This window comes from Streptomyces sp. NPDC048496 (assembly GCF_043200055.1).
Taxonomy (GTDB): Bacteria; Actinomycetota; Actinomycetes; order Streptomycetales; family Streptomycetaceae; genus Streptomyces.
On sequence record NZ_JBICXB010000043.1, the window covers coordinates 39,342 to 52,683 of the forward strand.

Consider the following 13,342-nt stretch of genomic DNA (forward strand, 5'->3'; position numbering starts at 1 on the left):
CCACTCGCAGCAAAAGCGCCCCCAAGTGCACCCCTGAGTCACTCCGAGCGCCTGCCCATTCAGGTGATTCAGTGGGTTCCGGTGGACAGACACCGGAGGGGGGATCGTGGAGCGGGCACAGGGGGCTGCCCGCTCCACGATGGGGAACCGGATCAGGGACCGGCGGAACCCGTCCCGTCAGGCGAAGACGGCGAGGCTCCTGGCCTTGCCCTTCTGCTCCTCGACGAGCACCAGGAAGGTCCCGTCGGGCCCGAAGACCGCGACCGGCCCCGGCGGGTAGGAGGGCATGTCCAGCCGCACGCCGTTCAGCAGCAGCTTGGCCCGCTTCTCGTCCACGTCCCAGCGCGGGAACGCCGCGGCGGCGGCCTCCGCGACCGGCATCACGGTCAGCTTCTCCTGATGCTGATCGAGCGTCCGCGCCGCATCGAGACCGTACGGACCGACGCGGGTGCGCCGCAGCGCGGTCAGATGCCCGCCGACGCCGAGCCCGGCGCCGAGATCGCGGGCGAGGGCACGGATGTACGTACCGGAGGAGCAGACGACGGAGACGACCAGGTCGACGACCGGGGTCCCGTCCTCCGCGACCGCCTCACGGACGTCGTAGACGTTGAAGGACGAGATGGTCACCGGCCGGGCCGGGATCTCGAACTCCTCGCCGCCGCGCACCCGGGCGTACGACCGCTTGCCGTCGATCTTGATGGCGCTGACCTTGGACGGCACCTGCATGATCGCGCCGGTCAGTGCCGCGACACCCGCGTCGATGCCCTCACGCGTGACGCCCGACGCGTCGGTGGACGACGTGATCTCGCCCTCCGCGTCGTCCGTGACGGTGTCCTGGCCGAGGCGGATCGTGCCCAGGTACTCCTTCTCGGTCAGCGCCAGGTGACCGAGCAGCTTGGTGGCCTTCTCGACGCCGAGCACGAGAACGCCCGTCGCCATCGGGTCCAGCGTGCCGGCATGGCCGACGCGGCGGGTGCGGGCGATGCCGCGCATCTTGGCGACGACGTCGTGCGAAGTGAAGCCGGACGGCTTGTCGACGATGACAAGGCCGTCCGGCGTCCTGCTCTGCTGTGTCATTCGGAGGCTGAGCCCTCGTTCTCGTCGGACTCGTCGGCGGCATCCTCCGGCTTGCGGTACGGGTCCGCGTCGCCCGCGTACTTCGCACCGGTCGACACCTCGCGCACCTGCGCGTCCTTGGCCCGCGCCTTGTCGAGGAGGTCCTCGATGGTGCGCGCGTTGTCCGGCAGGGCGTCGGGGACGAAGGCCAGGGTCGGTGTGAACCGGACCCCGGTCTGCCGGCCGACCTCGGACCGGAGCACGCCCTTGGCGCTCTCCAGCGCCGCGGCGGAGGCCGCCCGCTCCTCGTCGTCGCCGTAGACCGTGTAGAAGACCGTGGCCTCCCGCAGGTCGCCGGTGACCCGGGCGTCCGTGATCGTCACGAATCCGAGCCGCGGATCCTTGATACGCCGGTCCAGGGTCTCCGCGACCACGACCTGGATGCGATCGGCCAGCTTTCGGGCCCGCGCGTTGTCGCTCACCGGTCCGTCACTCTTCCTTCTGGGGTTGCTTACGGTCCGACGCTTCCGGCGTCCTGCGCTTCCGCGTCGGACGATTTCACGTCTGACATTTCTGACGTTGTTCAGTCTTCGTCGCTGTGCAGCCGCCGCCGAACCGACAGCAGCTCCACCTCGGGCCGGGCGGCCACCAGCCGCTCGCACCGGTCCAGTACGTCCGTGAGGTGTCCGGTGTCCCCGGAGACCACGGCAAGACCGATCTCGGCCCTGCGGTGGAGATCCTGTCCACCCGTCTCCGCCGCACTCACCGCGTACTTGCGCTGGAGTTCGGCAACGATCGGACGGACGATGGAGCGTTTCTCCTTCAACGACCGTACGTCGCCGAGGAGCAGATCGAAGGACAGTGTCCCCACATACATGGATGTCCGGATGTCCCGCCGGTTCGGGTTCGCGCCCTGCCAGTACTTGGCAGGGACACAAGAACCGTACACGGAACGGCCGGGGCCGATCGACGGAAATACGACCCGTCGACCGGCCCCGACTGTTGAGGTACGGATCAGCCTCGCGGCTTCTCGCGCATCTCGTACGTCGCGATGACGTCGTCGATCTTGATGTCGTTGAAGTTTCCGAGGTTGATACCGCCCTCGAAGCCTTCGCGGATCTCGGTGACGTCGTCCTTGAAGCGGCGCAGACCGGAGATGTTGAGGTTCTCCGCGATGACCTTGCCATCGCGCAGCAGGCGCGCCTTGGTGTTGCGCTTGACCTCGCCGGACCGGACCAGCACACCGGCGATGTTGCCCAGCTTGGACGAGCGGAAGATCTCGCGGATCTCCGCCGTACCGAGCTCGACCTCTTCGTACTCCGGCTTGAGCATGCCCTTGAGGGCCGCTTCGATCTCTTCGATCGCCTGGTAGATGACCGAGTAGTACCGGACGTCCACACCTTCGCGCTCGGCCATCTGCTGCGCACGCCCTGCGGCGCGCACGTTGAAGCCGATCACGATGGCGTCGGAGCCGGTCGCCAGGTCGATGTCCGACTCGGTGACCGCACCCACACCGCGGTGCAGGACCCGGATGTCGACCTCGTCACCGACGTCGAGCTGGAGCAGCGAGGACTCGAGAGCCTCCACCGAACCGGACGCGTCGCCCTTGATGATGAGGTTGAGTTCCTGGACCAGACCGGCCTTGAGCGCCTCGTCGAGGTTCTCCAGGGAGAACCGGACACCCTTGCGGGCGAAGTTGGCGTTGCGCTCACGGGCGGCACGCTTCTCGGCGATCTGACGGGCCGTACGGTCCTCGTCGACGACCAGGAAGTTGTCGCCGGCGCCCGGGACATTGGTGAGACCGAGTACGAGGACGGGGGTCGACGGACCCGCTTCCTCGACGTTCTCGCCCTTGTCGTCGAGCATCGCGCGGACTCGGCCGTACGCGTCGCCGACCACCATCGTGTCGCCGACCCGCAGCGTGCCTCGCTGGACCAGGACAGTCGCGACGGCACCGCGGCCGCGGTCGAGGTGGGACTCGATCGCAATACCCTGCGCGTCCTGCTCCGGGTTGGCCCGCAGGTCGAGCGAGGCATCGGCGGTGAGGACGACGGCCTCCAGAAGAGCCTCGATGTTGAGGCCCTGCTTGGCGGAGATGTCGACGAACATCGTGTCGCCGCCGTACTCCTCGGCCACCAGCCCGAACTCGGTGAGCTGACCGCGCACCTTGGTCGGGTCGGCACCCTCGACGTCGATCTTGTTGACCGCGACCACGATCGGCACGTCGGCCGCCTTGGCGTGGTTCAGCGCCTCGATCGTCTGGGGCATCACACCGTCGTTCGCCGCCACCACGAGGATCGCGATGTCGGTGGACTTCGCACCACGGGCACGCATGGCGGTGAACGCCTCGTGACCCGGGGTGTCGATGAAGGTGATCCTGCGGTCCTCACCGTTGACCTCGGAGGAGACCTGGTACGCACCGATGTGCTGCGTGATGCCGCCGGCCTCGCCCGCGACGACGTTCGTCTTGCGGATCGCGTCCAGCAGTCGGGTCTTACCGTGGTCGACGTGACCCATGACGGTCACGACCGGCGGACGCGAGACCAGAGCCTCTTCGCCGCCCTCGTCCTCGCCGAACTCGATGTCGAAGGACTCGAGCAGCTCGCGGTCCTCCTCCTCGGGGCTGACGATCTCGAGGACGTAGTTCATCTCCTCGGCCAGCAGCTTCAGCGTCTCGTCCGAGACCGACTGCGTGGCGGTGACCATCTCGCCGAGGTTCATCATCACGGCGACGAGCGACGCCGGGTTGGCGTTGATCTTCTCCGCGAAGTCGGTGAGGGAGGCACCGCGCGACAGACGGACAGCCTGCCCGTTGCCGCGGGGCAGCATGACGCCGCCCACCGACGGGGCCTGCATGGCCTCGTACTCCTGGCGCCTCTGCCGCTTCGACTTGCGACCGCGACGCGCGGGACCGCCGGGACGGCCGAACGCACCCTGTGTGCCACCACGGCCACCGGGGCCGCCGGGACGTCCACCGAAGCCGGGACGACCGCCGAAGCCGCCGCCGCCACCACCGGGACGGCCTGCGCCGCCACCGCCACCGCCGCCACCGGGACGACCGGCGAAACCGCCGCCACCGCCGCCACCGGGACCGGCCGGACGACCGGCGAAGCCGCCGCCGGGACGACCTGCACCGCCGCCGGGACGGCCTGCGCCGCCACCAGCGGGACCACGGCCACCGCCGGGGCCACCACCGGGACGCGGGCCGGCAGCGGGACGCTGCGGCATCATGCCCGGGTTCGGACGGTTACCACCGGGCGCACCGCCCGGACGCGGAGCCTGCGGACGGGGCATGCCGCCCGGAGTCGGACGGGCACCGCCCTGGCCCTGCGGACGCGGGGCGCCACCGGGGCCGCCCTGCGGACGCGGGGCGCCGGGACGCTCCTGGCCGCCACCGGGACGCGGGGCGCCACCGGGACGGGGTGCCTGCGGACGGGCCATGCCCGTCGAGCCACCGGAGGTGAAGGGGTTGTTGCCCGGACGGGGACCGGCCGGACGGGCGCCGCCGGGGCGCGGGGCGCCCTGGCCTGCGGGACGGGCCGGACGATCGCCACCACGGCCACCGTCACGCTCGCCACCACGGCCGCCGTCACGCTGACCGCCGGCCGGGGCCGGACGGGCGGGGCGAGGACCGGGGGTGGCACCCGCGGGACGCGGGGCCTGCTGCGGCGCGGCCGGCTGGGCCGGGGCCGGAGCGGAGAACTCTGCCGCGGGCACCGGGGTGACCGGAGCGGGCTTCGGCGCGGGCTTCGGACCCGGACGCGGGCCCGCCGACGGCGCGGAAGGCGCGACAGCGGAAGGGGTGCTGCTGGGGGCCTCGGCTGCGGCCGGCTTGGGGGCCGGGGCGCCGGGCTTCGGGGCAGCGGGACGTGCCGCAGCGGCCGGGGAGGGCGCTGCGGGCTTTACGGGCGCGGCCTTGCGGGGCGCGCCAGGCTTCGCAGCGGACTTGCCGGCGTTGCCGCCGGGCCCCTGCAGTGCGTCAGTCAACTTGCGTACAACCGGCGCCTCGATCGTCGAGGACGCCGAACGGACGAATTCACCGAGTTCTTGGAGCTTGGCCATGACGACCTTGCTCTCGACGCCGAACTCCTTGGCGAGTTCGTATACCCGGACCTTAGCCACTTCGCTCCTTTTAGGTCCGGGTTACCGCCGGACCGTCGCTACTTCATGGGCGTACTCATCGCGTACTCATCGAGTGCTCATCGCAATCTCGACCTACTTCCAACTCGCGAGGTACCTGACCGCACGGGGTCCCGTGCCGTTCTCGTTTCTTACGGTGTCACCCGCTCGACATACCGCTGCAGTGCCGCGGAATCGAACGGCCCCTTGGCCTTGAAGGCCCGGGGGAATGCCCGACGGCGAACCGCCAGGTCGAGACAGACAGTGACGGGGTGCATATATGCACCCCGGCCGGGCAGCGTACCGCGAGGATCGGGGACGCATGCGTCCTCGTCCACCACGATGCGCAGCAGCTCGCTCTTGGCCGCTCGCTCCCGGCATCCCACACAGGTTCGCTCAGGGCAAGCGCGGGCGTGCGTCCGGCCAGACACGGTTAAGTCTACCTCCCCGCACCGACCTCACCCCTTTGGGGCAAAAATCGAACGGACGTTGTCGTGATCTCAGCGGCATTCCGCGTGGATTTATTCCCCGGGACCGGCATCGGTCCCGTACTCCGGACCCGGGCCCGGCCGGTCTCCGGACCGGTGCGGTCCATCGTCCGGACGGGTGCCGGTCCACTCCCGGAACCGGCACCGGTCCCGTACCGGTTCAGCCGCGCTCGGACCGGTCCCGGGCCCGCTCGGCCCGCTCACGGTCGGCGATGTCCCGCTCGGCGTCGGTCTCGGTGTCCGGGCGGATGTCGATGCGCCAGCCGGTGAGGCGGGCGGCGAGGCGGGCGTTCTGGCCCTCCTTGCCGATGGCGAGCGAGAGCTGGTAGTCGGGGACCGTGACCCGGGCGGACCGCGCTCCGAGGTCCACGACCTCGACCTTGCTCACGCGGGCGGGCGACAGCGCGTTGGCCACCATCTCGGCCGGGTCGTCCGACCAGTCCACGATGTCGATCTTCTCGCCGTGCAGCTCGGCCATGACATTACGTACACGGCCGCCCATCGGGCCGATGCAGGCGCCCTTGGCGTTCAGACCCGAGCGGGTCGAACGGACCGCGATCTTGGTGCGGTGGCCGGCCTCGCGGGCGATCGCGCAGATCTCGACGGAACCGTCGGCGATCTCCGGGACCTCCAGCGCGAAGAGCTTCTTGACCAGATTGGGGTGCGTCCGGGAGAGAGTCACGGACGGACCGCGGACGCCCTTGGCGACCCGCACGACATACGTACGCAGCCGCAGCCCGTGGGTGTACTCCTCGCCCGGCACCTGCTCCTGCACCGGCAGGATCGCTTCGAGCTTGCCGATGTCGACCAGGACGTTCTTCGGGTCCTTGCCCTGCTGGACGACACCGGTGACGACATCGCCCTCGTGGCCCGCGTACTCGCCGAACGTCCTGTCGTCCTCGGCGTCGCGCAGCCGCTGCAGGATGACCTGCTTGGCGGTGGTCGCGGCGATCCGGCCGAAGCCGGACGGGGTGTCGTCGAACTCCTTCGGCTCCTGGCCCTCTTCGAGGTCGGCAGGGTCCTCCTTCGCCCACACCGTCACATGGCCGCGCGCGTCGAGATCCACGCGCGCACGGCGGTAGCTCCCGTCGGTGCGGTGGTAGGCGATGAGGAGGGCCGACTCGATCGCCTCGACGAGCACGTCGAAGGGGATCTCCTTGTCCTGTGCCAAGCCCCTCAAGAGCTTCACATCGATGTCCACGGCTACGCCTCCTCTTCCTTCTTGTCCTTGCGGTTGAATTCGATCTCCACGCGCGCCTTGGCGATCCCGTCGAAGGGGACCCGGCGGGACGTGGGCTTGCGGCCCTTGACGCCCGGCACTTCGAGGTCGAGCCCCTCGTCGTCGACGGCGACGATGCGGGCGACCAGTTCGCCGCCCTCATGCAGCTGCAGCTTGGCCAGGCGACCGGTGGCGCGTACGTAGTGGCGGTGCTCCGTCAGCGGACGGTCGGCACCGGGAGAGCTCACTTCGAGGACGTACTCGTCCTCACCCATCGCGTCGGTCTCGTCGAGCTTCTCGGAGATCGCGCGGCTCAGCTCCGCGCAGGCGTCGAGCTCCACGCCCTCGTCGGAGTCCACGACGATGCGCAGCACACGTCGGCGGCCTGCCCGGGACACCTCGATCTCTTCAAGATCCAGCTGCTTGGCGCTGACGAGCGGTTCGAGCAGCCCGCGCAGCCTCTCGCTCTGGGTGGTGCTCATCCGGGTGACTCCTCGGCCGCGTGTGCTGTTGTGTGGTTCGTCGCGTGTCAGGTCAAAGGGTATCCGGTCCCGAGGGGTGTTGCCGTCCGCCGACCGCTCAGCCGCAGGTACGCTCGCCTGCGGTGATCACTTCAGGACAGATCCAGTCAGGACAGATCAACGCCCGAAGGAGAACAGGTGCGGCGCACGGGGACGACGCGCAGGGGTGCGCTCACCGTAACGGGGGCGATCGCCCTGGGGGCGGCGCTGGCCGGCTGCGGAGACGGCGACAGCGGCGACGGCCGAAAAGGTTCTGCGCCGGCCGGTGCGCGGGACGCGGCGGCGAAGGCGGAGAGCGCGCTGCGGATGACGGCCGCGCGGACGAGCGGCACCCTGCTCGCCCAGTACGAGCAGGTCGTCACGGCCCATCCGGCGACCGCGGCCGGGCTCGCACCGCTGCGGGACGCCGTACGGGCCCATACGGAGGCGCTGTCGCCCGGGGCAAACAGGACGGCGCGGCCGAGTGCCGGCGAAACCGCGGGCACGACTGCGATGCGCGGCGCGGACCGGGCACCGGCCGTTTCGGGTCCACCCACCCCCTCGGGTTCGCCCACCGTTCCGGGTTCGCCCGCCGCCGACGCCAGGACCGCCGTCAAGGAACTGGCGGCGGCGGAACGCCGCACCGCTGACGCCCACACGGCGACGCTCCTGGCAGCGCCACCCGAGCTGGCCCGGCTGCTCGCGTCGATCGCGGCCGCCGGCGCGGCACACGCCTACCTGTTGACCGAACTGGCCAAGGAGACCTCGTCATGAGTGCGCAGACGCTGCAGGCGGCGCAGGCGGCGCTCGCCGCCGAGCATGCGGCGGTGTACGGGTACGGGGTGGTCGGCGGCCGGGTCGCCGGCGGCCGCCGGGCGGAGGCGACGGCCGCCTACCGCGGGCACCGGGCCCGGCGCGACGCCCTGGTGCGGACCGTACGCGACCTGGGCGGTGAGCCGGTGGCGGCGGGGTCCGCGTACGCTCTGCCGTTCGCGGTGCCGGATTCGGCAGCAGCGGTGAAGCTCGCCGCCGTGCTGGAGGACCGGATCGCGGGCGTCTACTCCGATCTCGTACGGGCTGCCGGGGGGCCGCTCAGGCGAGAGGCCGCAGACGCACTGCGGGAGGCCGCGGTGCGTGCGGTCCGCTGGCGGGGCAGCGGCGTAACCTTTCCCGGACTCACCGAGCGGTCCGCCGACGGCACCGTCTGAGCGGGCGGGCCTGCAGGGCTGATGCGACGGGCATGACCGACGCAAAGACCGGGACCGGTCCGACGCACTCATGAACGCTCTGAAAGGGAACACAGCACGTATGGGTTTCGAACCGCCGCAGCGTCTGGTGCGAGCGCTCGGCGAGGTGCACGGGGAGACGGCCGCCGCCGACTGGCTCGCGCGGCTCCCCGAGCTGATCAACGAGTCGCTGTCCGCCAACGGGCCGGAGCTGGCTGTCGAGCGTACAGCTGCCCCCGGTGGGCGCAGCAGCCTGGTTCTGCTGGTGCGCCGCGCCGACGGCACCCCGGCCGTGCTCAAGATCGCTCCCGCCGGTGCGGCGCCCGATCTGGAGCAGGCGGCACTGGCGCACTGGAACGGCTGGGGAGCGGTCCGGCTTCTCGGCTCCGGCGGCGGCGCATTGCTGCTGGAACGGCTGCATCCCGAGATGTCGCTGCGATCGCTGCCGGAGGCGAAGGCACTCCTGGAGGCTGCGGGTACGGTTCGACGGCTGTGGGTCGAGCCGCCCAGCGGGCACTCCTTCGAGACGGTCGCCGAGCGGACCGGCCGGTGCACGGACCCGATGCGGGCCGCCGCAGCGGCCGACCCGGCGCTCGAACCGCTGGTCTCCGCGGCCCTGGCCGCGCGGGCGGAGCTCGTCGCCCACTCCCCCGAAGTCCTGCTGCTGCACGGCAACTTCCGCCAGAGCAAGGTGCTGGCCGGGGAACGGGCGCCCTGGCTGACGGTCGGCCCTGAGCCGCTGGTCGGCGAGCGTGCCTACGACCTGGCGCGGCTGGTACGCGACCGGGTGGAGGACCTCATCGCCTCCCCGGGCGGACCCGTGACGGCCCGTCGCCGGATCAACAGGCTCGCGGATTCACTGGACGTGGACCGGGAACGGCTCCACGGCTGGACGTTGTTCCGTGCGGTGGAGTCGGGCACTCGCGCGCTGACCGTCGGCCGTCGTCAGGAAGGCGAACTGTCGCTGGAGTTCGCGGGCTGGCTGTAACGGCCTGCCCCGCAGAACGGCCGAAGGCCCCCGTGCTGTCGGACAGCACGGGGGCCTTCGGCGATTCCGGGTGTCAGCCCTGGGCCACGAGACGGGCGATCGCCTCGTCGACCGTGAGCTCCTCGCGCTCGCCCGTACGGCGGTCCTTGAGCTCCAGGACGCCCTCGGCCGAGCGGCGGCCCGCGACCAGGATCTTCGGGACACCGATCAGCTCGGCGTCGGTGAACTTCACACCGGGCGAGACGCCCGCACGGTCGTCGACCAGGACCCGCACGCCCGCGGCGCCGAGCTTCTCGGCGACGTCGAGGGCCAGCTCGGTCTGGAGCGCCTTGCCGGCGGCGACCAGGTGGACGTCGGCCGGGGCGATCTCGCGGGGCCAGCAGAGACCCTGCGCGTCGGCGGTCTGCTCGGCGAGAGCGGCAACGGCGCGGGAGACGCCGATGCCGTACGAGCCCATGGTGACCCGGACCGGCTTGCCGTTCTGGCCGAGCACATCGAGCTGGAACGCGTCCGCGAACTTGCGGCCCAGCTGGAAGATGTGGCCGATCTCGATGGCACGGTCCAGCTTGAGGCCGGTGCCGCACTTGGGGCACGGGTCGCCCGCCTCGACCACGACGACATCGAGGTAGTCGTCGACCTCGAAGTCGCGGCCGCAGACGACGTTCTTCGCGTGGGTGCCGGGCTTGTTGGCGCCGGTGATCCAGGCGGTGCCGGGGGCGATGCGCGGGTCGGCGATGTAGCGGACCTTCTCCAGACCCTGCGGGCCGACATAGCCACGTACCAGGTCGGGACGGCCCTCGAAGTCCTCTGCGGTGACCAGCTCGACCACGGCGGGGGCGAGGTGCTCGCCGAGCTTGCCGAGGTCGACCTCGCGGTCGCCGGGCACGCCCACGGCGACGATTTCGCCGTCGACCTTGACCAGGAGGTTCTTCAGCGTCGCGGAGGCCGGGACATCGAGGTGCGCCGCGAGCGTCTCGATGGTCGGGGTGTCGGGGGTGTCCAGCTCCTCGACGGGACCGTGCGCCGAGCCGTCCACGGGGGTGGCCTTGAAGGTCACGGCCTCCGTGTTGGCCGCGTAGTCGCAGGCGGGGCAGTCGACGAAGGTGTCCTCACCGGCCGGGGCGGGTGCCAGGAACTCCTCGGACGCCGAGCCGCCCATCGCACCGGAGACCGCGGAGACGATGCGGTGGTCGAGACCGAGCCGCTCGAAGATGCGGATGTAGGCGGCGCGGTGCAGCTGGTAGGCCTCGATGAGACCCTCGTCGGTGGTGTCGAAGGAGTACGAGTCCTTCATCTGGAACTCGCGGCCGCGCAGCACACCGGCGCGGGGGCGGGCCTCGTCGCGGTACTTGGTCTGGATCTGGTACAGGATCACGGGCAGGTCCTTGTAGGACGTGATCTGATCCTTGACGACCTGGGTGAAGATCTCTTCGTGGGTGGGGCCGAGGAGGTACTCGGCGCCCTTGCGGTCCTTGAGCCGGAAGAGCAGGTCGCCGTACTCGTCGTAGCGGCCGCTCGCGTCGTACGACTCCTTGGGCAGCAGTGCGGGCAGCAGGACTTCCTGGCCGCCGATGGCGTCCATCTCCTCGCGCACGACGCGGGTGATGTTCTCCAGGACCTTCTTGCCCAGGGGCAGCCAGGTCCAGATGCCGGCCGCGGTGCGACGTACGTAACCGGCCCGGACGAGCAGCTTGTGGTTGAGCGTCTCGGCGTCCGCCGGGTCGTCGCGCAGTGTCTTGATCATCAATCGGGACATGCGCTGGACCTGGGCCATGATGAACTCCTGCTCGGAAGGGTGATGTGCAGGAGGTTAGCCGGGTGGCGGGGGCGGGCGGAAATCGATTGGTTCAGCCCCGGTCCCGGCGGCGCAGGGGAAGAGGCGCTCCCATCACCGCGTACGGCTTGGGAGCACTGGGAAACAGCACCTGCCTGGCCAGGTCCCGGTAGCCGAGGGTGCGATACAGACCACGTGCCGGGCTCTCCGTGTCGATGGCGGAGAGGATGGAGCGCGGCTGATCGACGGCGTCCGTGATGGTGGTGATCAGGGTGCGGCCGATACCCCGGTTCTGGAACTCCGGATGGACATGCAGTTCGGTGATCACGAAGGAGTCGTCGAGCCAGTCCTCAGAGCCGGTGGCCCGCAGATAGGGCTCGACGACGGTGGACCACCAGTGGCCGCGTTCGTTGGGCATGCCGTAGACGAACCCGACGAGCCGGCCGGTCGCAGTGGTGGCGCCGAGGGCGCGGGCGCAGGGGTGCTCGAGGTGTCTGAGGACGATATGGCGACGTACCTGGACCTCGTCGTGACCGAGGCCGAAGGCGACGGCCTGCACGGCAAGCGCCTCGTCCACCCGCGCGGCGAGATCGATCGGCCCGACCAGAACACCGGGAGTGCGGGCGCCGCCCCCTGAATCAGCTGCCATGCGCCGAACCCTACTGTCCGCGCCGCGCTGTGGCATACGTGTCAGGAGTGCTCGCCGTTGCGAGTGGGAGCACTGCCGACGGCGGCGTCGAGCGGACACTTCGGCGAGGCCGTGCCGCTCCCAGCCACTTCGTCCCGGTCAGAAGAGCACGCTCATGAACGCGCCGACCTCACGGAAGCCGACCCGCGTGTATGCCCTGCGGGCCGCGGTGTTGTAGTCGTTCACGTACAGGCTGACGACCGGTGCGACATCGGCCAGTGCATAGCGCAGGACCGCTGCCATCCCGGTCTCGGAGAGGCCGCGGCCGCGGTGTTCGGGGGCGACCCAGACGCCCTGGATCTGGCAGGCCTGCGGGGTGGCAGCGCCGATCTCCGCCTTGAAGACGACCTTGCCGTCCTCGATCCGGGCGAAGGAGCGGCCGGTGCCGATGAGTTCGGCGACGCGTGCCTGGTAGAGAAGTCCGCCGTCACCGGCCAGCGGCGAAATGCCCACCTCCTCGGTGAACATCGCCACGCAGGCCGGCATCAGGACATCTATCTCGTCCTTGCGGATGCGGCGTACCAGCGGGTCGGGCGTCACACCGGCGGCGGGGCTCTCGGTGACCATGAGCGGCTGGTTGGCCCTGACCTCGCGGGCGGGGCCCCAGCCCGGTTCGAGCAGCCGCCAGAGCTGGGCGGTGGGCTCGGCGGGACCGACGATCGAGGAACAGCGGCGGCCGGCCCGACGGGCCCGGTCGGAGAACGCCCTGATGGCCTCGGGGGTGGCACAGATGGGTACGAGATTGGCGCCGGAGTAGCAGAGCGAACGCAGTCTGCCATCCGCGTACCAGCCCCACATCTCGCCGCCGAGGCGCCAGGGATCGAGCCCTGCGATCTGGACCCGGGACGTCACGAAGGCGTTGGCGACGGGGTCGCTCTCCAGGATGGCGAGCGCGGCGCCGAGGTCGCTGGGTTCGAGGACCCGGGTGGTGGTCTGCGTCAACACAAGGGGGCCTCACCATGCGGTCTGCTGATTTCCGCACTGTACCGAAAGAGGCTGGCAGGCGCCGCCCCATGCCCGTCAACAGCGTCCACGGCCACCGTGAGGTCTCTCACGACCGTGCCCCGCCCGACGGCTTGTTCGTCGGACGGGGCACGGTCACAGAAGCAAGAATTCGGCATCGGCCGCTTCGGCCTCAGCTGATGGAGACCTCGGGCTCGCCGGAGGCGACGCCGTCCTTCTCCATCTGCTCGGCGATCTTCAGGGCTTCTTCGATGAGCGTCTCGACGATCTTCGACTCGGGAACCGTCTTGATGACCTCGCCCTTGACGAAGATCTGCCCCT

General features: G+C 70.4%; 13 protein-coding genes and 1 pseudogene. 3 read left to right on the plus strand and 11 right to left on the minus strand.

What is annotated here, in order from left to right; translation table 11 throughout:
• Window positions 1-177 precede the first annotated feature (177 nt).
• From truB to rimP, 7 genes are all read right to left on the minus strand, one after another.
• Window positions 178-1,077, minus strand: coding sequence for a tRNA pseudouridine(55) synthase TruB (gene truB, locus ACGFSA_RS28135; protein WP_393308868.1), 900 nt, complete (start codon window positions 1,075-1,077; stop codon window positions 178-180).
• The gene (gene rbfA, locus ACGFSA_RS28140; RefSeq protein ID WP_266980906.1) at window positions 1,074-1,538 is read right to left on the minus strand and encodes a 30S ribosome-binding factor RbfA; all 465 of its coding nucleotides are present in this window, start codon (window positions 1,536-1,538) and stop codon (window positions 1,074-1,076) included. Before rbfA ends, truB begins: the two co-directional genes overlap by 4 nt.
• Before the next feature lie 101 nt (window positions 1,539-1,639).
• Window positions 1,640-1,933: a DUF503 domain-containing protein gene (locus tag ACGFSA_RS28145; RefSeq protein ID WP_030933278.1), complete on the minus strand. Its 294-nt coding sequence runs from the start codon at window positions 1,931-1,933 to the stop codon at window positions 1,640-1,642.
• A gap of 137 nt (window positions 1,934-2,070) precedes the next feature.
• Window positions 2,071-5,178, minus strand: a complete 3,108-nt coding sequence (gene infB, locus ACGFSA_RS28150) for a translation initiation factor IF-2 (protein ID WP_393308869.1) — start codon at window positions 5,176-5,178, stop codon at window positions 2,071-2,073.
• 149 nt (window positions 5,179-5,327) lie between these two features.
• Window positions 5,328-5,606 (minus strand): YlxR family protein, encoded by a 279-nt coding sequence (locus ACGFSA_RS28155; protein WP_393308870.1) that lies wholly within the window; start codon window positions 5,604-5,606, stop codon window positions 5,328-5,330.
• Window positions 5,607-5,823: 217 nt separating this feature from the next.
• The gene (gene nusA, locus ACGFSA_RS28160; protein ID WP_393308871.1) at window positions 5,824-6,864 is read right to left on the minus strand and encodes a transcription termination factor NusA; all 1,041 of its coding nucleotides are present in this window, start codon (window positions 6,862-6,864) and stop codon (window positions 5,824-5,826) included.
• Between the two features lie 2 nt (window positions 6,865-6,866).
• Window positions 6,867-7,364, minus strand: coding sequence for a ribosome maturation factor RimP (gene rimP, locus ACGFSA_RS28165; RefSeq protein ID WP_393308872.1), 498 nt, complete (start codon window positions 7,362-7,364; stop codon window positions 6,867-6,869).
• Window positions 7,365-7,541: 177 nt separating this feature from the next.
• Here rimP and ACGFSA_RS28170 point away from each other — a divergent pair, with 177 nt between their 5' ends.
• The 3 genes from ACGFSA_RS28170 to ACGFSA_RS28180 all read left to right on the plus strand — a co-directional run bounded on the left by ACGFSA_RS28170 (window position 7,542) and on the right by ACGFSA_RS28180 (window position 9,596).
• Entirely contained in the window at window positions 7,542-8,156 is a 615-nt protein-coding gene (locus tag ACGFSA_RS28170) for a hypothetical protein (protein ID WP_393308873.1), read from the plus strand.
• The gene (locus ACGFSA_RS28175) at window positions 8,153-8,590 is read left to right on the plus strand and encodes a DUF4439 domain-containing protein (protein WP_393308874.1); all 438 of its coding nucleotides are present in this window, start codon (window positions 8,153-8,155) and stop codon (window positions 8,588-8,590) included. The genes ACGFSA_RS28170 and ACGFSA_RS28175 overlap by 4 nt, the downstream gene beginning before the upstream one ends.
• Before the next feature lie 100 nt (window positions 8,591-8,690).
• The gene (locus tag ACGFSA_RS28180) at window positions 8,691-9,596 is read left to right on the plus strand and encodes an aminoglycoside phosphotransferase family protein (RefSeq protein ID WP_393308875.1); all 906 of its coding nucleotides are present in this window, start codon (window positions 8,691-8,693) and stop codon (window positions 9,594-9,596) included.
• 73 nt (window positions 9,597-9,669) lie between these two features.
• Here the strand turns inward: ACGFSA_RS28180 and ACGFSA_RS28185 are convergent, their stop codons facing one another.
• The 4 genes and pseudogenes from ACGFSA_RS28185 to ACGFSA_RS28200 all read right to left on the minus strand — a co-directional run.
• On the minus strand, window positions 9,670-11,370 hold the full coding sequence (locus ACGFSA_RS28185; protein WP_393308876.1) for a proline--tRNA ligase: 1,701 nt from the start codon (window positions 11,368-11,370) through the stop codon (window positions 9,670-9,672).
• Window positions 11,371-11,443: 73 nt separating this feature from the next.
• On the minus strand, window positions 11,444-12,019 hold the full coding sequence (locus ACGFSA_RS28190; protein WP_393308877.1) for a GNAT family N-acetyltransferase: 576 nt from the start codon (window positions 12,017-12,019) through the stop codon (window positions 11,444-11,446).
• 138 nt (window positions 12,020-12,157) lie between these two features.
• On the minus strand, window positions 12,158-13,003 hold the full coding sequence (locus tag ACGFSA_RS28195) for a GNAT family N-acetyltransferase (RefSeq protein ID WP_393308878.1): 846 nt from the start codon (window positions 13,001-13,003) through the stop codon (window positions 12,158-12,160).
• A 190-nt stretch (window positions 13,004-13,193) separates the two neighbouring features.
• Window positions 13,194-13,342: pseudogene (locus ACGFSA_RS28200) on the minus strand (4-hydroxy-3-methylbut-2-en-1-yl diphosphate synthase); the annotation flags it as partial.

Bases quoted from the DNA above. Each gene is read 5' to 3' on its own strand.
- ACGFSA_RS28180 (WP_393308875.1), top strand. From the start codon at position 8,691: ATGGGTTTCGAACCGCCGCAGCGTCTGGTGCGAGCGCTCGGCGAGGTG.
- ACGFSA_RS28190 (WP_393308877.1), bottom strand. From the start codon at position 12,019: ATGGCAGCTGATTCAGGGGGCGGCGCCCGCACTCCCGGTGTTCTGGTC.
- ACGFSA_RS28145 (WP_030933278.1), bottom strand. From the start codon at position 1,933: ATGTATGTGGGGACACTGTCCTTCGATCTGCTCCTCGGCGACGTACGG.
- rimP (WP_393308872.1), bottom strand. From the start codon at position 7,364: ATGAGCACCACCCAGAGCGAGAGGCTGCGCGGGCTGCTCGAACCGCTC.
- ACGFSA_RS28175 (WP_393308874.1), top strand. From the start codon at position 8,153: ATGAGTGCGCAGACGCTGCAGGCGGCGCAGGCGGCGCTCGCCGCCGAG.
- ACGFSA_RS28185 (WP_393308876.1), bottom strand. From the start codon at position 11,370: ATGGCCCAGGTCCAGCGCATGTCCCGATTGATGATCAAGACACTGCGC.
- truB (WP_393308868.1), bottom strand. From the start codon at position 1,077: ATGACACAGCAGAGCAGGACGCCGGACGGCCTTGTCATCGTCGACAAG.